The 21,685-nt window shown below is 61.3% G+C and carries 17 protein-coding genes and 1 pseudogene; 9 read left to right on the top strand and 9 right to left on the bottom strand.

Features of this window, described 5'->3' with window-relative positions; all coding sequences use genetic code 11:
• Positions 1-11: 11 nt before the first annotated feature.
• The 5 genes from V1294_RS07400 to V1294_RS07380 form a co-directional block, all read right to left on the bottom strand.
• On the bottom strand, positions 12-1,190 hold the full coding sequence (locus V1294_RS07400) for an ABC transporter permease (protein ID WP_334476862.1): 1,179 nt from the start codon (positions 1,188-1,190) through the stop codon (positions 12-14).
• Positions 1,190-2,299 (bottom strand): microcin C ABC transporter permease YejB, encoded by a 1,110-nt coding sequence (locus tag V1294_RS07395; RefSeq protein WP_334476860.1) that lies wholly within the window; start codon positions 2,297-2,299, stop codon positions 1,190-1,192. Before V1294_RS07395 ends, V1294_RS07400 begins: the two co-directional genes overlap by 1 nt.
• Positions 2,300-2,302: 3 nt before the next feature.
• Positions 2,303-4,174, bottom strand: a complete 1,872-nt coding sequence (locus V1294_RS07390; protein WP_334496100.1) for an extracellular solute-binding protein — start codon at positions 4,172-4,174, stop codon at positions 2,303-2,305.
• A gap of 11 nt (positions 4,175-4,185) precedes the next feature.
• On the bottom strand, positions 4,186-6,087 hold the full coding sequence (locus tag V1294_RS07385; protein ID WP_334496098.1) for an extracellular solute-binding protein: 1,902 nt from the start codon (positions 6,085-6,087) through the stop codon (positions 4,186-4,188).
• Between the two features lie 287 nt (positions 6,088-6,374).
• Complete coding sequence (locus V1294_RS07380) at positions 6,375-6,926, bottom strand: c-type cytochrome (RefSeq protein ID WP_334496096.1); 552 nt, start codon at positions 6,924-6,926, stop codon at positions 6,375-6,377.
• A 211-nt stretch (positions 6,927-7,137) separates the two neighbouring features.
• Here V1294_RS07380 and V1294_RS07375 point away from each other — a divergent pair, with 211 nt between their 5' ends.
• Together V1294_RS07375 and V1294_RS07370 are read left to right on the top strand one after the other, a co-directional pair.
• Positions 7,138-7,878: a 3-deoxy-manno-octulosonate cytidylyltransferase gene (locus tag V1294_RS07375; protein WP_334496094.1), complete on the top strand. Its 741-nt coding sequence runs from the start codon at positions 7,138-7,140 to the stop codon at positions 7,876-7,878.
• Positions 7,879-7,899: 21 nt separating this feature from the next.
• Entirely contained in the window at positions 7,900-8,760 is an 861-nt protein-coding gene (locus V1294_RS07370; RefSeq protein ID WP_334496093.1) for a prephenate dehydratase, read from the top strand.
• Positions 8,761-9,489: 729 nt separating this feature from the next.
• Here the strand turns inward: V1294_RS07370 and V1294_RS07365 are convergent.
• Complete coding sequence (locus V1294_RS07365) at positions 9,490-10,509, bottom strand: LLM class flavin-dependent oxidoreductase (RefSeq protein ID WP_334496092.1); 1,020 nt, start codon at positions 10,507-10,509, stop codon at positions 9,490-9,492.
• A gap of 385 nt (positions 10,510-10,894) precedes the next feature.
• Here V1294_RS07365 and metF point away from each other — a divergent pair, with 385 nt between their 5' ends.
• The 3 genes from metF (at position 10,895) to maiA (ending at position 16,446) form a co-directional block, all read left to right on the top strand.
• Entirely contained in the window at positions 10,895-11,809 is a 915-nt protein-coding gene (gene metF, locus V1294_RS07360) for a methylenetetrahydrofolate reductase [NAD(P)H] (protein ID WP_334496090.1), read from the top strand.
• Between the two features lie 4 nt (positions 11,810-11,813).
• Entirely contained in the window at positions 11,814-15,677 is a 3,864-nt protein-coding gene (metH, locus tag V1294_RS07355; protein ID WP_334496088.1) for a methionine synthase, read from the top strand.
• Between the two features lie 106 nt (positions 15,678-15,783).
• Positions 15,784-16,446, top strand: a complete 663-nt coding sequence (maiA, locus tag V1294_RS07350) for a maleylacetoacetate isomerase (RefSeq protein WP_334496086.1) — start codon at positions 15,784-15,786, stop codon at positions 16,444-16,446.
• A 136-nt stretch (positions 16,447-16,582) separates the two neighbouring features.
• Here the strand turns inward: maiA and V1294_RS07345 are convergent, their stop codons facing one another.
• Entirely contained in the window at positions 16,583-17,215 is a 633-nt protein-coding gene (locus V1294_RS07345; protein ID WP_334496085.1) for a glutathione S-transferase family protein, read from the bottom strand.
• A 196-nt stretch (positions 17,216-17,411) separates the two neighbouring features.
• Between V1294_RS07345 and V1294_RS07340 the strand changes: the two genes are divergently transcribed.
• The 4 genes from V1294_RS07340 (at position 17,412) to V1294_RS07325 (ending at position 19,951) form a co-directional block, all read left to right on the top strand.
• On the top strand, positions 17,412-17,834 hold the full coding sequence (locus V1294_RS07340) for a DUF6636 domain-containing protein (protein WP_334496083.1): 423 nt from the start codon (positions 17,412-17,414) through the stop codon (positions 17,832-17,834).
• A gap of 211 nt (positions 17,835-18,045) precedes the next feature.
• Positions 18,046-18,570, top strand: a complete 525-nt coding sequence (locus V1294_RS07335) for a hypothetical protein (RefSeq protein WP_334496082.1) — start codon at positions 18,046-18,048, stop codon at positions 18,568-18,570.
• A 60-nt stretch (positions 18,571-18,630) separates the two neighbouring features.
• On the top strand, positions 18,631-19,185 hold the full coding sequence (locus tag V1294_RS07330) for a hypothetical protein (protein ID WP_334496080.1): 555 nt from the start codon (positions 18,631-18,633) through the stop codon (positions 19,183-19,185).
• Positions 19,175-19,951: a hypothetical protein gene (locus V1294_RS07325; RefSeq protein WP_334496079.1), complete on the top strand. Its 777-nt coding sequence runs from the start codon at positions 19,175-19,177 to the stop codon at positions 19,949-19,951. The genes V1294_RS07330 and V1294_RS07325 overlap by 11 nt, the downstream gene beginning before the upstream one ends.
• Positions 19,952-20,020: 69 nt before the next feature.
• Here V1294_RS07325 and V1294_RS07320 read toward each other — a convergent pair whose 3' ends face one another.
• Both V1294_RS07320 and V1294_RS37910 read right to left on the bottom strand, forming a co-directional pair.
• Complete coding sequence (locus V1294_RS07320; RefSeq protein WP_334481944.1) at positions 20,021-21,364, bottom strand: IS5 family transposase; 1,344 nt, start codon at positions 21,362-21,364, stop codon at positions 20,021-20,023.
• Between the two features lie 167 nt (positions 21,365-21,531).
• A pseudogene (locus V1294_RS37910) lies at positions 21,532-21,683 on the bottom strand (glycerol kinase); the annotation flags it as partial.
• Positions 21,684-21,685: the final 2 nt, after the last annotated feature.

The following is a 21,685-nucleotide window of genomic DNA, read 5'->3' as shown; positions in this document are numbered from 1 at the left end:
GCCCGTGGCCCCTACCTGAACGTCTTGCGCGGATCGAAGGCGTCGCGCGCGGCTTCGCCGATGAAGATCAAAAGCGACAGCATGATTGCGACCGAGAAGAAGCCGGTGAAACCGAGCCAGGGCGCCTGCACGTTTGCCTTTGCTTGCGACAGCAATTCGCCGAGCGACGGCGAACCGGGCGGCAGGCCGAAGCCGAGAAAATCCAGCGCCGTCAGCGTCATCACCGAGGACGACACAATGAAGGGCAGGAACGTCATCGTCGCGACCATCGCGTTCGGCAACAGGTGACGGAACATGATCACCGGATTTGAAACGCCGAGCGCCCGCGCCGCCTGGATATATTCAAAATTTCGTCCGCGCAGGAACTCGGCGCGCACCAGCCCGACCAGGGACACCCAGGAGAACAACAGCAAGATGCCGAGCAGGACAAAGAAGCCCGGCACCAGCACCGAGGACAGAATCAGCAGCAGATACAGCGAAGGAATGGCAGTCCAGACCTCGATCAGCCGCTGGAAGGTCAGATCGATCCAGCCGCCGAAATAGCCCTGCACGCCGCCGGCCGCGATGCCGATGATCGAGGAGACAATCGTCAGCGTCAGGCCGAACAGCACCGAAATGCGAAAACCATAGATCAGCCGCGCCACGACGTCGCGGCCCTGGTCGTCGGTGCCGAGCCAGTTGTATTCGAGGTCGCTGCAGCCCTTGAGGCCCTTTTTCTGCACGACCTCCTTGCACTGCGCTTCGGTGAGCATCCAGGTCGGCGGCGACGGCGCCGGCGTCGGCAGGTCGAGATTATGGGTGTGGTAGGAAAAGCGAATCAGCGGCCAGATGACGGTGCCACCCTTTTCCGCGATCTGCTTCTGCAAGTAGGGATCGCGATAGTCGGCAGCGGTCTCGAAGTCGCCACCGAAAGTGGTTTCGGAATAGGTGACGAAGGCGGGCCAGTAGAGATGCCCGTCATATTTGATCAGGAACGGCCGGTCGTTGGCGATCAACTCTGCAAACAGCGAGACCACGAACAGGACCGCAAATACCCAGAACGACCAGTAGCCGCGGCGGTTTGCCTTGAAATTATGCCAGCGGCGACGATTGAGCGGCGAAGGCTGGAAGGCGTGGCGCACCGGCGGCACGACTTCGCCGAGCGGTGACTGCGTGGTGGTTTCGACCGGCTGGGGCGCGAGCATCGCCATCAGACTTCCCTCGCCTCAAAATCGATCCTCGGATCGATCCACATATAAGCGAGGTCGGAGATCAGGTTGACCACGAGACCGACCAGCGAAAAGATGAACAGTGTTCCAAATACCACGGGGTAATCGCGGTTCAGCACGCTTTCGAATCCGAGCAGGCCGAGGCCGTCGAGCGAGAAGATGGTTTCGATCAACAGCGAGCCGGAGAAAAAGGCGTGGATGAACGCACTCGGGAAGCCGGCGATCACGATCAGCATCGCATTGCGGAAGATGTGATTGTAGAGGACCTGCCGCTCGCTGCAGCCCTTGGCGCGCGCGGTCATGACATATTGCTTGCGGATCTCATCGAGGAACGAGTTCTTGGTGAGCAGCGACATGGTGGCGAAGGCGCCGAGCGCCATCGAGAGCAGCGGCAGCGTGATGTGCCAGAAATAGTCGATGATCTTCCAATACCAGGGAAACTGCGCCCAGCCGTCCGAGGTCAGGCCGCGCAGCGGAAACACGTTGAAAAACGAACCGCCGGCGAACAGCACGATCAGGAGAATAGCGAACAGAAATCCCGGGATCGCAAAGCCGATGATGATCACGCCCGAGGTCCAGGTGTCGAACTTTGATCCGTCCTGCACAGCCTTTCGGATGCCGAGCGGGATCGAGATCAGGTAGGTCAGGAGCGTCATCCAGATGCCGAGCGACATCGAGACCGGCAGCTTCTCCTTGATGAGCTGGATCACGCTGACATCGCGGAAATAGCTCTTGCCGAAATCGAAGCGTGCGAAATTCCACAACATCAGCGCAAAACGCTCGGGCGCCGGCTTGTCGAAGCCAAACTGGACTTCGAGCTTCTTGATAAAGTCAGGATCGAGCCCCTGCGCGCCGCGATATTTCGAACCGACGGCGTCCGCCGCCGCGCCGGCCTGGTTGCCGCGCGCGCCGAAATCGCCACCGCCGCCCGATACCCGCGACGTGCCGCCAGTGTCGGCGCCCGAGAGCTGCGCGATGACCCGTTCAACCGGGCCTCCGGGCGCGAACTGCACGACCACAAAGGAGACGAACAGGATTCCCAGAAGCGTCGGGATCATCAGGAGAATGCGGCGGGCGATATAGGCCGTCATGAATTACTTCGCCTGTTCGAGCTTCGCGGCCTTGGCGGCGTCATACCACCAATTGTCGGGCGCACCGGTGCCTTGCGTGTAGCGTGCCGGCTTTGGCGGATGCGCGAACAGGTCCCAATAGGCGATCGGGTGGTTGGTGCGATACCATTGCGGCACCCAATAGCGGCCGGCCCGGAACACACGATCGAGCGCGCGGCACGCGATCGTCAAATCGGCGCGCGTTTCGGCGCCGATGGCCTTGTCGACCAGCGCATCGATCGCGGGATTGGCCACTCCCGCCAGATTGTACGATCCCTTTGTGGCAGCCGCGTGCGATGTGAAGTACGGCCGCAGGCTGTCGCCCGGCGTGGGCGACATGCTCAGGCGCATAATCGCGACGTCGAAATCGAAGGCCTCCACCCGCGCGCGATACTGCACGGCGTCAATCAACCGGATGCTGGCTTCGATGCCGAGCTGACCGAGATTCTTGATGAAGGTCGCGTGATGAGGCTGGAACGACGGCTCGTCGAGCAGGAATTCGATCGCAAAGATCTCACCGTTCGGCATCAGCCGCTTGCCGTCCTTGACGGGAAGCTTTGCCTCCTGCAGCAATTGCTGCGCCTTGCGCAGCAATTGCCGATCCTGGCCCGATCCATCCGATACCGGTGGCACGAACGGCTCGCCGAACACCTCGTTCGGCACCTGCCCGCGGAACGGCTCGAGCAGCTTCAGCTCTTCGGGGGAGGGCAGCCCGGTCGCCACCATGTCCGAATTCTGGAACGGCGACACCGTGCGCGCATAGGCGCCGTACATCACGGTCTTGTTGGTCCACTCGAAATCGAACGCATTGATGACCGCTTCGCGCACTTTGGGGTCTTTGAACTTGTCGCGGCGGGTGTTGAAGAACCAGCCTTGTCCACCCGACGGCAGTTCATCCGGTAGCGTCTCGCGCTTGACGCGGCCGTCCTTGATCGCCGGAAAGTCGTAACGCGTCGCCCAGATGCGCGCGGTGAACTCCTCGCGGTAGAGATAGTTCTTGCCGGTAAAGCCTTCGAACGCCACGTCGCGGTCGCGATAGAACTCATAGCGCACGGTATCGAAATTGTGGCTGCCGCGGTTGACGGGAAGATCGGCTGCCCACCAATCCTTCACCCGTTCGTATTCGACGTAGCGGTTGATTTCATATTTTCCCACCTTGTACGGCCCTGAGCCGAGCGGGATCTCGGTGGTCGATTCCTCGAACGGGCGCTTCGCGTAATAGGCTTTGGAGAAGATCGGCAGGCCTGCAACATAGAGCGGGACGTCGCGGGCGCGGTTTGGCGCGAAGATCACGGCCACCATCGCATCGTCGAGCGCCTCGGCCTTCACGAAGTCGCGCAGCTGTACCAGGATCAGCGGATGACCCTTTTCCTTCAGCGTGTTGAGCGAGAAGACGACGTCATGCGCCGTCATCTTCGAGCCGTCATGAAAACGCGCCTCGGGGCGCATCGTGAAACGGTAGGTCAACTTGTCAGGCGAGATCCACACCGACTTTGCGGCGAGACCGTACATCGCGTCAGGCTCGTCGTTGGCGCGCGCCATCAGCGAGTCAAAGGTCAGCTCCATGCCCTTCGCGCCTTCGCCCTTGAGGATGAAGGCGTTGAAGGAATTGAATGTCTGGAAGGACTGATTATAGGCACGGGTCGACGGGATCGTGGAAAACAATCCGCCTTTCGGCGCTTGCGGATTGACGTAGTCGAAATGCTTGAAGTCGGCGGGGTATTTCAGGTCGCCGAACACCGACATGCCGTGGGTTTCAGTGCCCACCTCGGAAGCGGTGGCTGCCGGTCTGAGGCCGACAGCGCTCAGCGCGCCGACACCGAGACCCAGCACGTGCCGGCGATTGAGTAGCGCCATGCGCGATCCCTTCAACTGCGCTTTCCGATCTTGGCTGCCTTGTCGGCGTCCCACCACCACAGCGACGGGAAGCCCGACAGGCCGTATTTGGGCAATTCGGACGGCCTGCCGAAGCGATCCCAGCGTGCGGTCCGGACCTTGGGATAATTCCACTGCGGCACGACATAGTGATTCCACAGCAGCACGCGGTCGAGTGCCCTGGTCGCGGCAACAAGGTCATCCCGACCCTTGGCATAGATCAGCCGCTCGATCAATTTGTCGATGGCCGGATTCTTGATGCCGATGACATTGCGCGAACCCGCCATCTCCGCCGCCTGCGAACCCCAATATTCGCGCTGTTCATTTCCGGGTGACAACGATTCCGCCCACGACGAGACGACCACGTCGAAATCCCAGTTGCGAAGCCGGTTCTCATACTGTGTCGGATCGATTGTGCGCACGCTGACGGCGATGCCAAGCCTCTCCAGCGACGGCTTGAAGAACAGCATCACCCGTTCGAAGGTCGGGTCTGCACCGAGCAATTCGAGCGCAAATTGTGCTCCCGTCTTGCTATCGACAAGCTTGCGCTCGCGCACCTCGTACCCAGCTTCCTTCAGCAAGCGCAGCGCCTCACGTAGATTTTCGCGAACCGCTTCGGGATTGCCGCCGGTCGGATTGGTATAGGGCTTCGTGAATACCTCGGGCGGCACTTCGGCGCGGACGGCTTCAAGTATTTCCAACTCCCTGCCTTCCGGCACGCCGCTTGAAGCCAGTTCAGTGCCATCGAAGTAGCTGCTGATGCGCTTGTACTGACCGAAGAACATCTGCTTGTTCGTTTCCTCGAAATCGAACGCAAAATTCAGCGCGCGGCGCACGCGCGGATCCCTAAACTGCTCACGCCGGATATTCAGCGCGAATGCCTGCATGATTCCGGAACTGCGGTTTGGAAACTCCTCGAGCAGCACGCGCTTGTCATTGACGGCCGGGAAGTCGTAGGCCGTCGCCCAGTTCTTGGCGCTGTTTTCGGTGCGCCAATCGACCTGGTCGCCCTTGAACGCCTCGAGTGCGACCGTCGAGTCCCGGAAATATTCCAGGCGCAGCTCGTCGAAATTGTTACGTCCGACATTCGTGCTGGAATCGCGCCCCCAATGGTCCTTCACACGCTCCAGCGTCAGCGTCCTTCCTGGGACAAACTCCTTGATGCGATAGGGGCCCGAACCCAGCGGCTTCTCCAGCGTCGTCGCGGAGATGTCGCGCTTGCGGCCCTCGCTGTCAGCGCCCTCCCACCAATGCTTCGGCAAGATCGTGAGCTGTCCAACGATCTGCGGGAGCTCGCGATTGCCAGGCGCATCGAAGCTGAACTTTATCTCGCGATCACCGACTTTTTCAGCTTTCACCACATGGCGATAGTAAGCCGAATACTGCGGATGATTTTTCTTGAACGCGTCAAGTGAGAAGATCACATCGTCAGGCGTGACAGGCTTTCCGTCGTGCCATTTCGCCTCTTGCCTGAGACGGTACGTGACCCAGGAGAAATCCTCGGGATGGCTGACGGCTTCGGCCAATTCGCCGTACTCGGTCGAAACCTCATCCAGCGACTGCGTCATCAGAGATTCGTAGATCAACTGAACGCCGCCTGCGAGCGATCCTTTGACGCCGGCAACCACAAGGTTGAAGTTATCAAACGTCCCGATCTGGATCTGACGTACGGTGCCGCCCTTAGGGGCCTCCGGATTGACGTAGTCGAAGCGCTTGAAGCCGGCCGGGTACTTGACTTCGCCGAACAGCGACAGCGCATGCTGCCACGTGAGTTCGCCGGACGCCGATTGGGCGTAGGCTGGCGTAATCGCCGAGATTCCGGGAGCAAGCCCCAGCGCGGGGGTCATGGCGGCAACCGCGCCGCCCTGGAGAAGATGTCGTCGGGTAATGGCCAAATGCAGAATTCCTGTTGCTGACGCCAGTATCCGTTGCTTTTGAAGTTCGCCGTCCCTGCCACGAACAACGATAACAACGAGGCCGAGCTAGTGAGGACCCAATATAAGGCAAGGGTTCGACAGATTACGTTGCTTTTTCCTCATGATAGCAGCTTGGGAACACCGCCGCTGCGGCGAAAAGTCCCGGTAACAACTCCGACAACAACAGTGCGATCCCTCATAGCGAAACGGCCAGGCAATGCCTGGCCGCAATGTCGCGCGGAAGTCCCTGCAGGACTGTCGAAATCTTACTTTGCCGCGGTCGGCAGCGGGGCCGGGCTTTCCGAAAGGCTGCGCAGATAGGCGATCACGTCGGCGCGCTCGCTGTCCTTCGGAATGCCGGCAAAGCCCATCGCGGTGCCCGGAACAAAGGCCTTGGGATTGGCAAGGAACTTGTTGAGATCGTCATAGGTCCAGGTGCCGCCCTTGCCCTTCATGGCGGCCGAGAAATTGAACCCGCCACGTCCCGCGCCCTTCGGCTCGTTCAGGACATTATAGAGGTTCGGGCCGACGCGGTTCGGGCCCCCCTTCTCGAAGGTGTGGCAAGCGGCGCACTTCTTCGCGGCGGCGGTGCCCTTCTCGACGGAGGCGGTCTGCAAAAGCTTCTCGATCGGCTCGGAGGGAGCTGCGGCTTCCTTGGCTCCACCGTGAGAGGCGTCTTCCTTCACGGCGATCTCAAAGCCCGGCTTTTCCGGTTTCACGGGCGCGAAAATCGCATGAGCGGCAAAGCTCGTCACCAGGATAACGAGGCAGGTACCGAGGATGGCACCGAGAATTTTGTTGAGTTCGAAGGAGTCCATAGTGGGATCAGGCTCCAGGCCGGGAAGGTCGACTGAAGGCCGGCAAAACGGCCGCGGGTGCGCATCAGGAATCAGCCTTTCGCGCCGCACCCTCAGCAGAGGTTGAGATATCGGTTTGCCCGGGCTCTGGCAACCCGTATAAACGCGCCGACTTTCCGCCAATCCCCATTATTTCCGGCCTGTTTTCGCAAGGCCCCAGACCCTCGTTCCGATGACCGATATCCGCATCCTGGTGCTGATTCCCGCCCGCATGGCGGCAACCCGCCTGCCCGGCAAGCCGCTGCTCGACATTGGCGGCCTGCCGATGATCGTCCACGTGCTGCGGCGGGCCGAGGAGGCCCAAATCGGCCGGGTGGCGGTCGCCACCGACACGCCCGAGATCGCGGCCGCCGTGAAAGCCGCCGGCGGCGAGGTGGTGATGACCCGTGCCGATCATCCCTCCGGCTCCGACCGGATCCACGAGGCCATGCGGACGATCGATCCTGATGGGCGGGCTGAGATTGTGGTCAACCTGCAGGGCGACTTTCCCACGATCGCGCCGGAAACCATCCGGGCCGCGTTGCCACCGCTCGACGACCCCACCGTCGACATCGCGACGCTGGCCTCGCAGATCCATACCGAAGAAGAGGACCAGGCCCCCAGCGTGGTGAAGGCGGTCGGCTCGCCGATCGGCCCAAACCGGCTTCGTGCGCTCTATTTCACCCGCGCCACGGCGCCCCATGGCGACGGCCCGCGCTACCACCATATCGGCCTCTACGCCTACCGCCGCGCCGCGCTGGAACGGTTCGTGGCGCTGCCGCCGTCTCCGCTGGAACAGCAGGAGAAGCTCGAGCAGCTCCGCGCGCTGGAGGCCGGGATGCGGATCGACATCACCATCGTCGACAGCGTTCCCCGCGGGGTCGACACCCCGGCCGACCTCGAAACCGCCCGGCGCATGCTGGCAAAAACCTGAGCCGCTGCTAAAAGGCCCCGCATGACCAAGAAGCTCAAAATCGCATTCCAGGGCGAGCCTGGCGCCAATTCCCATATCGCCATCGTCGAGGCCTATCCCGACGCCGAGCCGTTGCCGTGCGCGACTTTTGAGGACGCGCTGTCCGCGATCTCCTCCGGCGAGGCTGACCTCGGCATGATCCCGATCGAGAATTCGGTCGCCGGCCGGGTCGCCGATATCCATCATCTGCTGCCGGCCTCCGGCCTGTTCATCGTCGGTGAATGGTTTTTGCCGATCCGCCATCAATTGATGGCACCGAAGGGCACAAAGCTCTCGGACATCAAGACGGTGGAGAGCCACGTCCACGCGCTCGGGCAATGCCGCCGCATCATCCGCAAGCTCGGCATCAAGCCGATCGTTGCGGCCGATACCGCCGGCAGCGCGCGCGACGTTTCCGAACGCAAGGACAAGAGCGTGGCCGCGATCGCGTCCCGCCTGGCGGCGCAAATCTACGGCCTCGATATCCTCGCCGAAGACGTCGAGGACGAAGCCCACAACACTACGCGCTTCGTGGTGCTGGCGCGCGAAGCCGATTGGGCCAAGCCAAACTCTGGCCCGCTGGTTACCACTTTTGTTTTCCGGGTACGCAACCTGCCGGCCGCGCTCTACAAGGCGCTCGGCGGCTTCGCCACCAATAGCGTCAACATGACGAAATTGGAAAGCTACATGGTCGACGGCAATTTCTTTGCGACGCAGTTTTATGCCGATGTTGACGGCCACCCCGATGATAGGGGCCTCGCCTTTGCGCTGGAAGAACTGAAATTCTTCTCGCGCGAATTTCGCATCGTCGGCGTCTATCCGGCGCATCCGTTCCGCGCGACGTTTAGCGAGAAGCAGGATTAAGGGACGCACACGCATCTGTTCGCGTCTCCCGGCGCACGACTGCTGCCGTGGGCGCGGAGAGCGCAGATTCGTGACGTGCTACAGCCGGACCCTTACCGGCGAGCGGCGAGTTGCGCGGCATTAACGGTGCAGCGGATACGGATATTATGAAAGCGGTACTCGCGGCGTTATCAGCCGATGTACGCCCCCTCTCCGATCACCACCGGCCGTTACCAGCCCCACCCTGGACGCGGACCCCAGCCTGGACGCGGACCCCACACGGGGCGCGGACCCCACACGGGCCGCGGGCGCCAAACTGGCCCGCCCCAAGCATAAGCGCCACGCCATCCCGGACGCCACACGGGGCGCGGGCCCCAACCGCCGGCGACCCATCTCGGACCCGGACGCCACACGCAGCGACCCCAGGCGTTGCAGACCCAGCGGACCTGCTCGGCATTCGCGACTGGTCGCGAGATCTGATTGGCAAGCGGAAGCCCATTCGGCATTGCGGCATTAGCCGAGCCGGCAGCGAGTACAACGCCGCCTAGGGCGGCCAACCCGACAACAGCAGATTTCAGTTCCATTGCTTGTCTCCTTGGTTGGAGACTTCAACAACTTCGTTGACAACGCTTGGTTGCTTCCAGGCTTGAACAAACGCAGGCATGCAGATCAGGAATGCTGAAAGGCAGGAATGCTAAGAGAATGCTAAGAAGAGAATGAGATAATGATTTGCAGAAAAGTCATCACGATCTAGGCGGCAGCTTTCTTGCTCAGCCCAAAGGCATCCGCCAGCAGACTGTACGACTTCTTGCGCGCGTCGTGATCGTAGACAGCGGTGATGATCATGAGTTCATCCGGCTTGCTTGCCGCGATCATCGGCTCAAGCTTCGACAGGATCGTCGCGGGACTGCCGACGAACAAGCGCGAGCGGTTGCGCATGACAGAGGCGCGCTCGGCGTCGCTGTAATTGTAGGCCAGCGCTTCCTCGACGCTCGGCAGCGGCAGGTATTGTCCGCGGTCGCGGCGCAGGCGGTTGAGGTCCATCGAGGAGGCGAGCTGTTCGGCTTCCGCATCGGTTTCGGCGGCGACCGCTGCGATGGCGAGGATGCCGTGCGGCGTGGGGCGCCAGCCGGATGGCTTGAAATGGTCGCGGTAGTTGGTCATCGCCGCGATCGCGTCATAAGACGCAAAATGATGCGCGAACGCGAAGCCCATGCCGACTTGCGCCGCCAGCTCCGAACTGTAATCGCTCGAACCGAGCAGCCAGATCGGCGGCAGCGGCGTGTCGTCGGGCATCGCCACCACGTTGTTGTAGGGATGGCCGGCCGGGAAATCGCGGGTCTCCCACAACACCAGTTCACTTAAGCGTTCGAGGAAGTCATCGCCCTCGCGGCGGTCGAGCCGGCTACGCAGCGCGTGCGCGGTGGCGCCATCGGTGCCGGGCGCGCGGCCAAGGCCGAGATCGATGCGGCCGGGGAACAGCGCCTCCAGCATCTTGAAGCGCTCGGCCACCACCAGCGGCGCATGGTTGGGCAGCATCACGCCGCCGGAGCCGACGCGGATGTTGTTCGTTACCGCGGCGATCTGGCCGATCATCAGGTCGGGCGCGGGGCTCGCCACCGAGGCCAGATTGTGGTGCTCGGCGAGCCAGTAGCGGACATAGCCGAGGCCGTCGACATGGCGCGCCAGATCGATGCTGTTCTGCAGCGCGTGGGCCGGACGGGTGCTTGTGGTGACGACGGAGAGGTCAAGGACTGAAAGCGGGATCATGGCGCTAAACTAATGTGGTAAGCGAGGGCGACAAAGGCCCGGTCGGCGCAGATCAGGCCCGCGCTTGTGGGGAAAGCAGCGGCGGGACGCGGACCATAAGTGGGACAATACGTGACAAGTTGACCACATTGGTAACCTGCCCACAATCCAGAACGCCTCCTATGGAAAGCCGATTTCTGCATAACTATATGTTTATACTAACTAATAGCCAAGCTCCTTGTTGCCCACCGTCATTTCTATAAAGTCAATATTTCGCATATTCGTACAGTAATTGGGCTATTTCCCATCAACGATGGGCTGTTTGGCCAGGCTCGTTTGGCCTATTTTAGCTGACTGCCGCTAGGGCTTGATGCCGGCCCATCCTTTCGGAGCTTAGTGAAGTGCCATGACCGAGGTTACGCCCCCCGCTTTCGACGGCCATCGCGCGCTGCATTCGCCCAGGATCTCCTTCGAGTTCTTCCCGCCCAAGACGGAAGAGATGGAGCGGAGCCTGTGGGAGACCATCAACCGGCTGGCGCCGCTGACGCCGAATTTCGTGTCCGTGACCTATGGCGCCGGGGGATCGACCCGGGAGCGCACCCATTCGACCATCGCGCGCATCCTGAAAGAGACCCGCCTGACGCCAGCGGCGCATCTGACCTGCGTCGGCGCGCCGAAGGGCGAGATCGACGAGGTGGTGGCGCGCTATCACGAGATCGGCGTCCGCCACATCGTGGCGCTGCGCGGCGACCCGACCAGCGGCATCGGCACCGCCTATCATGCCCACCCGGACGGCTATCAGAGCTCGCCCGATCTGATCGAAGGCATCAAGAAGCGCTATCCCGATATCGAAATCTCGGTTTCGGCCTATCCCGAAAAGCATCCGGAGAGCCCGACGATCGATGCCGATATCGACACGCTCAAGGCAAAGGTCGACGCCGGCGCGGCGCGCGCCATCACGCAGGTGTTCTTCGATAACGACCTCTACTTCCGCTACCTCGATCGCGTCCGCGCCCGCGGCATCGATATTCCGGTCGTCCCCGGCATCATGCCGATGCACAATTTCAAGCAGGCGCGCAGCTTCGTGACCCGCGCGGGCACGACGGTGCCGACCTGGCTGGCGGATAAGTTCGATGGCCTCGACGACGACGCCGAGACGCGCAAGCTGGTCGCCGCGACCGTCGCCGCCGGCCAGGTGCAAAAACTCGCCAAGCATGGCGTCGACACCTTTCACTTCTACACCATGAATCGCGCGGACCTCGTGTTTGCGATCAGCCATCTCCTGGGCATCCGTCCCAATGGCGCACAGAAGGCCGCTTGATCCGATGAGTGCCAAGATTTCGCCCAAGCGAACCGCCCTGCTCGCCGCCGCCCGCGAGCGCATCCTGGTGCTCGACGGCGCCATGGGCACCATGATTCAGGGCCTGCAGTATGACGAAGCCGCGTTTCGCGGCGCGCGTTTCGCGGATTTTCATCGCGATGTCCGCGGGAACAACGACCTTTTGATCCTGACGCAGCCGCAGGCGATCGAGGACATCCACGCGGCTTACCTGCGCGCGGGCGCCGACATCGTCGCGACCAATACGTTCTCCTCGACCTCGATCGCGCAGGCCGACTACGACATGTCGGACCTCGCCTACGAACTGAACCGCGACGGCGCAAAACTCGCCCGCGCCGCAGCGATGCGCGTCAGCGCCGAGGACGGCAAGCCGCGCTTCGTCGCCGGCGCATTGGGGCCGACCAATCGCACCGCGTCGATCTCGCCCGACGTTTCCAACCCCGGCTACCGCGCCGTCACCTTCGATGATTTGCGCAAGGCCTATGGCGAACAGATCAACGGCCTGCTCGACGGCGGCGCCGATCTGCTGCTGGTCGAAACCATCTTCGACACGCTGAACGCCAAGGCGGCGCTCTACGCCATCTCCGAGATCACCGAAGCGCGCGGCATCGACGTACCCGTGATGATCTCGGGCACCATCACCGACAAATCCGGCCGCCTGCTGTCGGGACAATTGCCGGAAGCGTTCTGGAATTCGGTGCGGCACGCCAAACCGATCACCATCGGCTTCAACTGCGCGCTCGGCGCCGAAGATCTCCGCGCGCACATCGCGGACATCGGCCGCGTCGCCGACACGCTGGTTTGCGCCTATCCGAACGCCGGCCTGCCCAACGAGTTCGGCCAGTATGACGAGAGCCCGGAATACATGGCCCGCCTGATCGGCGAGTTCGCCGAGGCCGGCCTTGTCAACATCGTCGGCGGCTGCTGCGGTACCACGCCGGACCATATCGCCGCGATTGCGGCAGCGGTTGCCCCGCACAAGCCGCGCGCGGTTCCTACGATCGAGCCGCGGCTGCGGCTCTCGGGCCTCGAGCCGTTCGAACTGACGCCGGCGATCCCGTTCGTGAATGTCGGCGAGCGCACCAACGTCACGGGATCTGCGAAATTCCGCAAGCTGATCACGGCGGGCGATTACACCGCGGCGCTTCAGGTGGCGCGCGACCAGGTCGAGAACGGCGCCCAGATCATCGACGTCAACATGGACGAGGGCCTGCTCGATTCCGAAGCCGCGATGGTGACCTTCCTCAACCTCGTCGCCGCCGAGCCCGACATTGCCCGCGTCCCCGTGATGGTCGACTCCTCGAAATTCAACGTGATCGAGGCCGGCCTGAAATGCGTTCAGGGCAAGCCGGTGGTGAATTCGATCTCGATGAAGGAAGGCGTGGAGAAATTCATCCACGAGGCCCGCATCGCGCGCCGCCATGGCGCTGCGGTCGTGGTGATGGCGTTCGATGAGGTCGGACAGGCAGATACGTTTGCGCGCAAGACCGAAATCTGCAAGCGCGCCTATGACATCCTGGTCAACGAAGTCGGCTTTCCCCCTGAAGACATCATCTTCGACCCGAATATTTTTGCGATCGCGACCGGACTTGAAGAGCACAACAATTACGGCGTCGACTTCATCGAGGCGACGCGCTGGATCCGCCAGAACCTGCCGCATGCGCACATCTCCGGCGGCGTCTCGAACCTCTCGTTCTCGTTCCGCGGCAACGAGCCGGTGCGCGAGGCCATGCATTCGGTGTTTCTCTATCATGCCATTCATGCCGGCATGGACATGGGCATCGTCAATGCCGGGCAGATGATCGTCTATGACGACATCGATCCCGAACTGCGCCAGGTGTGCGAAGACGTCATCCTCAACCGCGACCCCGGCGCTTCCGAGCGGCTTTTGGCGCTGGCGGAGAAATTCCGCGGCAAGGAGAAGCAGACCAAGGAGCAGGACCTCGCCTGGCGCGAGTGGCCGGTCGAGAAACGGCTGAGCCACGCGCTGGTGCACGGCATTACCGAATTCATCGAAGCAGACACCGAAGCCGTCCGCAAAACGGTGGAGCGGCCGCTAAACGTGATCGAAGGCCCGCTGATGGCCGGCATGAACATCGTCGGCGACCTCTTTGGCGACGGAAAAATGTTCCTGCCGCAGGTGGTGAAGTCGGCGCGCGTGATGAAGCAGGCGGTCGCCTATCTGATGCCATTCATGGAAGAGGAGAAGGCGCGCAACCTCGCCAACGGCGTGACCGGCGACGGCCGCAACGCCGCCGGCAAGATCGTGCTCGCCACCGTCAAGGGCGACGTCCACGACATCGGCAAGAACATCGTCGGCATCGTGCTGCAATGTAACAATTTCGAGGTGATCGACCTCGGCGTGATGGTGCCCGCCGCCAAGATCATCGAGACCGCCAAGGCGGAAGATGCCGATATCATCGGGCTGTCCGGCCTGATCACGCCCTCGCTCGACGAGATGAGTTTTCTGGCCGGCGAAATGGAGCGGCAGGGCATGAAGATGCCGCTGTTGATCGGTGGAGCCACCACCAGCCGTGTCCACACAGCCGTGAAGATCGACCCGAACTACAAGGGTGGACCGGTGGTGCACGTCAACGACGCCAGCCGCGCCGTCGGCGTGGCGTCGTCACTGCTCTCGCCCGAGCGGCGCGAGGCCTATGCCGCCGACATCCGCGCCGAATACGCCAAAATTTCCGCGGCGCATTTCCGCGCCCAGGCCGACAAGAAGCGGCTGAAGCTCGCCGACGCCCGCGCCAACGCGGTCAAGGCCGACTTCGCCAAGACGCCGCCGAAGAGGCCGGCGTTTTTGGGCATCAGGAGTTTTGACGCCTACGATCTCGCGGAGCTCGCCGAATACATCGATTGGACGCCGTTCTTCCAGACCTGGGAATTGACCGGACGCTTCCCGGCCATCCTCGACGATCCCAAGATCGGCGAAGTCGCGCGTTCGCTCTATGACGACGCGCGCAAGATGCTCGATCTCATCGTCAGGGAGAAATGGTTCAAGGCCCGCGCCACCATCGGCTTCTGGCCGGCCAATGCCGACGGCGACGATATCGCCGTCTATGCCGACGATGCGCGAGCCAGAAAGATCGCGACCTTCCACACGCTGCGCCAGCAACTGGAGAAGCGCGAAGGCCGCTTCAATGCCGCGCTGTCGGATTTCATCGCCCCCGCCTCGTCCGGCGTGCCCGATTATGTCGGCGCCTTCGTGGTCACCGCCGGGATCGGCGAGGACGCGGTCGCCGACCGCTTCAAGAACGCCAATGACGATTACTCCTCGATCCTATGCAAAGCGCTGGCCGATCGTCTGGCCGAAGCATTCGCCGAGCGGATGCATCAGCGCGTGCGCAAGGAATTCTGGGGCTACGCGCCGGACGAGGCGCTGGCTTCCGATCAATTGATCCTCGAACAATATGCCGGCATCCGCCCGGCGCCCGGCTATCCCGCGCAGCCCGATCACACCGAGAAGGCGACGCTGTTCCGCCTGCTCGATGCCGAGAACACCGCAGGCGTGAGGCTGACCGAGAGCTTTGCGATGTGGCCGGGCTCGTCGGTGTCGGGGCTTTATTTCTCTCATCCCGAGAGCTTCTATTTCGGCGTCGGCAAGATCGAGCGCGATCAGGTCGAGGACTATGCCGCGCGCAAGGGCATGAGCGTCGCCGAGACCGAACGCTGGCTGGCGCCGGTGCTGAACTACATTCCCGCGCAGGAACAGCCCGCGAAAGAGCCGGTGCCGATGGTGACCGTCCCCGCCAACGACGTTACCTCCAAGGATTTGGCCTCGCATCCGCCCGGCTGCGCCTGCGCGGTGCATCTGGCCTGGCGCAGGAAGGCGGTGGGGGCGTAACTCGTCATCACCGGGCTTGACCCGGTGATCCATCTTCACGAGAATCTTGCGAGGTGATGGATGCCCGGATCAATCCGGGCATGACGTGGTGCCCGAGGCTTCCCCCATGAAATTCTTCTCCTTCTGGCGATCGCTGGCGAGCTTTCGCGTCCGCATCGCGCTCAATCTGAAGAACGTCCCGGCCGAGGTGATCTTCGTCGACCTCGACGCCAACGCGCATCGTGACCCCGAGTATCGCAAGATCAATCCGCAGATGGCGTTGCCGGCGCTGGTCGAGGATGACGGCACCACGCTGTTCCAGTCGCTCGCGATCCTGGAATATCTCGACGAGAAATACCCATCTCCGCCGCTGCTGCCCGCCGACTCAGCCGGCCGCGCCCGTGTCCGCGCGCTGGCGCTGATGGTTGCCTGCGAAGGCCATCCGCTCTTGGTGCCGCGGGTGCGGCGCTATCTCGACCACGAACTCAACCTGCGCGACACGCAGCAGGCGGCGTGGCGGCGGCACTGGATCGTGGAAACGCTGGCCGCGCTGGAGGGGCATCTGGCGGGGCACAAGGACACTGGCCGGTTTTGTCATGGCGACGCGCCAACGCTGGCGGATATCTGCATGGTCGGCCACGTCACCGTCGCCGTGACGCAGCAGATCGACCTGAAAATCTATCCGACGGTGAAGCGCATCTTCGAGACCGCGATGGCGCTGCCGGAATTTGCGAAGGCGCATCCGCTGGCGCAGCCGGACACGCCGGAGGCGATGCGGCCGAAGGCCTGAAAGCGAGGCTGGCGGCCCGGCGGCGCGACTCCCCGGACACGCCGCACCCGGCCTGACAAAAATCGCGAAAACAACCCCATGCAAAGTAGGATTGGGCCTGCCTCCGCGGCCGTGGCCGGGCTCGGCCCCGTCCAGCTCAATCGCCGCTCGGCGGCGCCAGCGGCTGGACGATTTCCTTGAACGGCGGCAGCGCCTCGCAGCCCTCGGAATGCGCCTTCAATGCGGGATAGCGCGCGTCGAACAGTGCGGGATGCGCCTCGCCGGTGAAGCGCAGCACGCAGGCGACCGCGATGTCGGCGTGGCCGATCTTCTCGCCGGACCAATACGGTGTCTTGACCGCCGCGCGCTCCTTTTCCAGTACGTCGAGCACGCCCGATATCTGCGACTTGCAGCGCTCGACCCAAAGATCAAGCTGCTTCTCCTTCCGTAGCACACGCTCGTACAGCAGGCTGACGCCCTTGTCGCCCAGCCCCATCGCCAGCGCGCCGATCCGCAAATGCCGTCGCCGCGTCTCGCCGCTGCGTGCGATCATCGCCTTGTCGGGGCCAACGACATCGTCGAGATGATCCAGGATCATCGCGCTCTCGATCAGCGCCTCGCCGTCATCGAGCACCAGCGTCGGCACCCGCCGCAGCGGATTATAGGGCGCGATCTTGTCGGCATCGCCGAAGGTCGACCACGGCTTGTGCTCGAAGGGCAGATCATAGAGCCGCATGGCGATGGCGACGCGGCGGACGAAGGGGGAGTCGTATTGGCCGATCAGGATCATGGAGTTTCACTCGTCATTGCCGGGCAAAAGCGCGAAGCGCGCCCACCCATACTCGACCCGGCAATCCATCTTCTTCGGAGAGAATCTTCCGAAGATTGATGGATGCCCGGATCAAGTCCGGACATGACATGAGGGGTTGGGGTTGCGCTCAGCGTTATCCTAGATACCCTGCCTCATATTGCAACCGGCGAGTGACATGATGATGCGTACCTTGGCCATGCTCTCCGCGCTTTCCGTGCTGACACTTGCCGCCACAGCCCACGCCCAATCCGCGCCCGCCGGCTTTCAGTCCCCATCCAAAAACATCGCCTGCCAATATTTCGACTACGACAAGCAGAACAGCCTCCGCTGCGACATCAGTGCGATAGAAACCAAGCCGCGACGCCCCGCCGATTGCGAACTCGACTACGGCAGCGCTTTCGAGATGAACGCCAAAGGCCCCGCCGCGCGCATCTGCCGCGGCGACACCGTGATGGACAATTCGTTGCCGGTGCTCGCTTACGGCGAGGTGTGGCAGCGCGGCGGATTTACGTGCAAGTCCGAGCAGGCGGGAATCACCTGTTTCAATGCCGACCGTCGCGGATTCTCGCTGGCGCGGGCGAAGCAAGAGGTGTTTTGACCGCCACCCTCCTCATATGTCGTATTCCATATGAGAAACTTATTCCACCCTAGGATATGTTGTTAACATACTGATATAACGTATATATTTCATATTTTTGTTATGCAAAAACACTCAATATTCTAATTGCATCAGCCATACTTCTAAGACCAACTCCAATTCAAATCAGAATATTCTGTGCGAATTTCGCAAAAAATTCTTGCGAACGTGCATGCTATTACTATCTTTCGACTCATCAGAAATTCTTAAAGGACTTGAAGAGATGGCCGAAGATCAGGAGCTAATAGCCATGGGGAAATTATTGGATGCTATGGAAAACCTTAGCTCAGAGGAGAGAGGTCGGGTCCTAAGCTGGGCATCGCAAAAGTTTGGAGTGGAAGTAAAGGCACCCGACTTGGCCAAGCACCGACTCGGAAGCGCGACAACCGAACAGTCGTTCGATCACTCTACGGACACAATCGCAAATGCTCTCGGTGCCAAGTCAGGATCCGATGTTGTGATTGCGGCCGCCGCCAATCTTCATTTTGTTCAGGGCAAACCAAAATTTACACGTCAGGAATTGACCGCGGAAATGAGGACCGCACCGGCCCATTTCAAGGAAACCTTTGTCAATAACCTCACGACTTACCTAAACGGACTGACTAGGGCAGATCGTCTCCGCCTCGTATCAACGGATACTTATGCACTGTCGAGCAAGGAACGGCAGGACTTAGCCAAGACGCTCGCTGATCTCTGAATTCGTCAGCTCATGCCAACATGGACAGGTGATTCTATGCCGCAACAGTCCGCAAAGATCGTGGCCGATATCGTTGACCTATTGACGCCTTTGTCGTCGGAGCAGCGAGGCCGAATAATCAAAGCATCGCTTGCATTGCTGGGTGAAGCCACTGATCCAATTCACGAACCGAAAACGCCGCTGACTGCAACGAACAATACGGCACTCTTGGCCAATAGTGATGAGTTTCCGCTCTCAAACAAAGCAAATCTTTGGGCGAAGCAGAACAGCATTACTGTCGAACAATTATCGCATCTGTTTCATGCGTCTGAAGGAAAATTTGAGATCATCGCCACCCATATCCCTGGCAAGGGCAATAAGGAGAAAGTTCTGAACGCATATTTGTTGGTTGGCTTATCTAAATTTCTTGAGGTTGGGATTTCGGATTTTAACGATGCGAGCGGGCGATCGCTTTGCCAAACTTTTGGCTGCTATAACAACAGGCACCACGTTGAAGCGTTCAAAGGAGTGAACGAGTTAACGGGTTCGCAGAGCCGGGGCTGGATGCTTACAGCGCCCGGCCTGAAAGCCGCCGCTTTGCTCGTCAACGAATTGAGCAAATCCGATGATCGATGAGACAACGCTGCTTGCAGGACTGCCTGTCGGCTTGCGAGCACCCCTGCTCAAAAGCTTTCGGGAGATCGCGTCAAACTACGTAGAGCATAGGTGGGAGTCTTCGGAACTAAATGGCGGAAAGTTTTCGGAAGTCGTCTACACGATCGTCGAAGGTGCTTTATCTGGGGCATTTGCTAACAATCCTTCCAAGCCGCCAAACATGGTTAGTGCCTGTCGAGCCTTGGAAGGCGTGCCGAGTGACCCCATGCGAGTGGGGGATCGGAGCTTGCGTGTATTGATACCCCGTATGTTGCCCGCTCTCTACGAGATCAGAAACAATCGAGGTGTTGGACACGTCGGCGGGGACGTTGATCCGAATTTTCTTGATGCTTCGGCGGTGTACAGCATGTCCAGTTGGGTGTTGGCCGAACTTGTTCGAATTTTCCACCAGACTTCAACCAGCGAAGCGCAGGAGGCTGTCGACGCATTGATCGAACGCAAACATCCTTTGATTTGGGAAATCGACCAGATTCGAAGAGTGCTTGATCCGAAGATGGACAAGAAGGGGCAAGCTCTGCTCTTGCTGCATCAGAAGCCAGCTTGGATTTCTGTGGCGGATTTGTTCGGTTGGGTGGAGTACAGCACGATTGGCAATTTTAGATCACAAGTCATTGAGCCGTTCCATGCTCAACGTCTTTTGGAGTACGACAAGGGCAATGGTCGGGTTCGCATTTCTCCTCTCGGAATCAAAAAAGTCGAGCTCGAACTATTGAAATCGCGGATCTGATCCCAAGCCTCGACCGATACCGCATCGTTCACTGCCTGGCAGTTTAGTCGCCCGTGAAGAATCCTGATCTCAGGTTTGATTGATCGACGGCTCCGGGAAGAGTGCCGTCAGGATTTGGCGCAACAAGAGTGTGAGCCAGCGGATCAGACGGCGGAAGTTGTAGCCGACGGCGGCGAGGACGGCGTTGGCAGCGTCGCCGCGGCGGAACCAGAGATAGTTGCGACCCATGCGGTGCTCGGCCTTGAGATGGCCGATGACGGGCTCGACGGCGGACCTGCGGCGCAATTCGCGCTTGATCTTGGGCGTCACCCCACGCTTCTGGCCAGAGATGAAGACCCTGAACCTGTAGTCGGGCGGCGCATTGTGGCCGCGGTATCCCTTGTCCGCGAGGATGCGCGCGATGGTGCTGCCGACGAGCGCCTCCATGTCCGGGATCACGCTTGCCAGGGTGTGACCGTCGTAAGGGTTGCCGGGCAGCGCTTTCACATGGGCGACGAACTGGCCGCCCTTGCAGTGCTTGAGGGTGGTGGCGACGCTCACCTTGACGCCGAACTCGTAAGGCCGATGCGCCTTGCCTTTGCCGATGCATTCGACTTCCGGCGCGTGCAGGGAATAGATCTTCGGCCCGCGCTGATGCTGTTTCTGCTCGCGCACCCGCCGAGCCAGCGCCAGCAGCTTTGTAAACGCCGCTTCGAGCCCGCCGTCGCCCTCGATCTTGCGGGCGATGTCACGGATGACGCGGCCGAGATAGGTGCGCAGTTTCTTGAGCATCCGGTTGGCGCGCTTGAACTGCTTGGCGTGGGCATAGCGCTGATGCTGGATCAGCGCGAGCTTGCCCACCCGCGCATAGGATTGGCGCAAATCCACCCCGCGCAGCTTCGCCAGCCGCACCAATTTCTCGCGCGCCCGGTTCAGAAGCTTCGCATCGGTGGGGAACGTCACGTTTTTGGGCTGAACCGTGGTATCGACGATCACCCGTGACAGTTCGGATGGCTTGATCGCCTTGGTCCTGGTGGCAACCGACAGGCTTTCCTGGATCAGCGCAGCCAGCCGCTCCTCGCCCATGCGGCTTCGCCAGCGCGTCAGCGACGAGCGGTCGAACACCAGCCGGTGCTGGAAGAATTCCTCGCCGCAGAAGTATTGGTAATAGGGGTTCTCGACCCAACGCTCGCACAGCACCTCATCGGAGAGGTCATAGCTGTGCTTGAGGATCGCCAGCCCCGCCATCAATCGCGTCGGCAGCGGCGGCTGGCCGGGGCCGTCCGTGTAGACCTCGCCGAGGCGCCCTTCCAGGAACCCCCAATCCACCGTGCGCCCCAGCGTCACCAGTGGATGCTTCATGTCGATGATCTGATCGAGCCGGGACCGGAACAGATCCTGCTCACCCGTTTCTCGCCGTTCCCGTGGCCGCATCGCGCCCCCGCCAAATCATTCCCAGGCGAGAGAATCACGAATCAAGTTTGCAAGGAATCCCCTTCCGCACGCCAGGTTTCCGGCAAATTCGACTGCCCAAATGTCGCGTTTTCAGATTCCATATCAGTCACTTGGGAATTCTTCACCGACGACAGTTTAGAATGACGTTACTTCCCTTCGTCGCTCGCCAGCACGCCCTTCACCGCCCTCGCCCAGCCCGCCAGCTTCCGCTCGCGCGTGGCCGCGCTCATCGCGGGCTTGAAGCGGTGCCCCAGCCGCCAGTTGTCGGCGAACTTTGCCGGCTTGGATACACGCCCGCGC

Source organism: Bradyrhizobium sp. AZCC 1678, from assembly GCF_036924765.1.
Classification (GTDB): domain Bacteria; phylum Pseudomonadota; class Alphaproteobacteria; order Rhizobiales; family Xanthobacteraceae; genus Bradyrhizobium; species Bradyrhizobium algeriense.
This window is presented reverse-complemented; position numbering and strand designations above follow the sequence as displayed.

What these genes read in the sequence shown, in the direction of transcription:
- V1294_RS07400 (WP_334476862.1), bottom strand. Translation starts at nt 1,190, where the DNA reads ATGGCGATGCTCGCGCCCCAGCCGGTCGAAACCACCACGCAGTCACCG.
- V1294_RS07395 (WP_334476860.1), bottom strand. Translation starts at nt 2,299, where the DNA reads ATGACGGCCTATATCGCCCGCCGCATTCTCCTGATGATCCCGACGCTT.
- V1294_RS07390 (WP_334496100.1), bottom strand. Translation starts at nt 4,174, where the DNA reads ATGGCGCTACTCAATCGCCGGCACGTGCTGGGTCTCGGTGTCGGCGCG.
- V1294_RS07380 (WP_334496096.1), bottom strand. Translation starts at nt 6,926, where the DNA reads ATGGACTCCTTCGAACTCAACAAAATTCTCGGTGCCATCCTCGGTACC.
- V1294_RS07375 (WP_334496094.1), top strand. Translation starts at nt 7,138, where the DNA reads ATGACCGATATCCGCATCCTGGTGCTGATTCCCGCCCGCATGGCGGCA.
- V1294_RS07370 (WP_334496093.1), top strand. Translation starts at nt 7,900, where the DNA reads ATGACCAAGAAGCTCAAAATCGCATTCCAGGGCGAGCCTGGCGCCAAT.
- V1294_RS07365 (WP_334496092.1), bottom strand. Translation starts at nt 10,509, where the DNA reads ATGATCCCGCTTTCAGTCCTTGACCTCTCCGTCGTCACCACAAGCACC.
- metF (WP_334496090.1), top strand. Translation starts at nt 10,895, where the DNA reads ATGACCGAGGTTACGCCCCCCGCTTTCGACGGCCATCGCGCGCTGCAT.
- metH (WP_334496088.1), top strand. Translation starts at nt 11,814, where the DNA reads ATGAGTGCCAAGATTTCGCCCAAGCGAACCGCCCTGCTCGCCGCCGCC.
- maiA (WP_334496086.1), top strand. Translation starts at nt 15,784, where the DNA reads ATGAAATTCTTCTCCTTCTGGCGATCGCTGGCGAGCTTTCGCGTCCGC.
- V1294_RS07345 (WP_334496085.1), bottom strand. Translation starts at nt 17,215, where the DNA reads ATGATCCTGATCGGCCAATACGACTCCCCCTTCGTCCGCCGCGTCGCC.
- V1294_RS07340 (WP_334496083.1), top strand. Translation starts at nt 17,412, where the DNA reads ATGATGATGCGTACCTTGGCCATGCTCTCCGCGCTTTCCGTGCTGACA.
- V1294_RS07335 (WP_334496082.1), top strand. Translation starts at nt 18,046, where the DNA reads ATGCTATTACTATCTTTCGACTCATCAGAAATTCTTAAAGGACTTGAA.
- V1294_RS07325 (WP_334496079.1), top strand. Translation starts at nt 19,175, where the DNA reads ATGATCGATGAGACAACGCTGCTTGCAGGACTGCCTGTCGGCTTGCGA.
- V1294_RS07320 (WP_334481944.1), bottom strand. Translation starts at nt 21,364, where the DNA reads ATGCGGCCACGGGAACGGCGAGAAACGGGTGAGCAGGATCTGTTCCGG.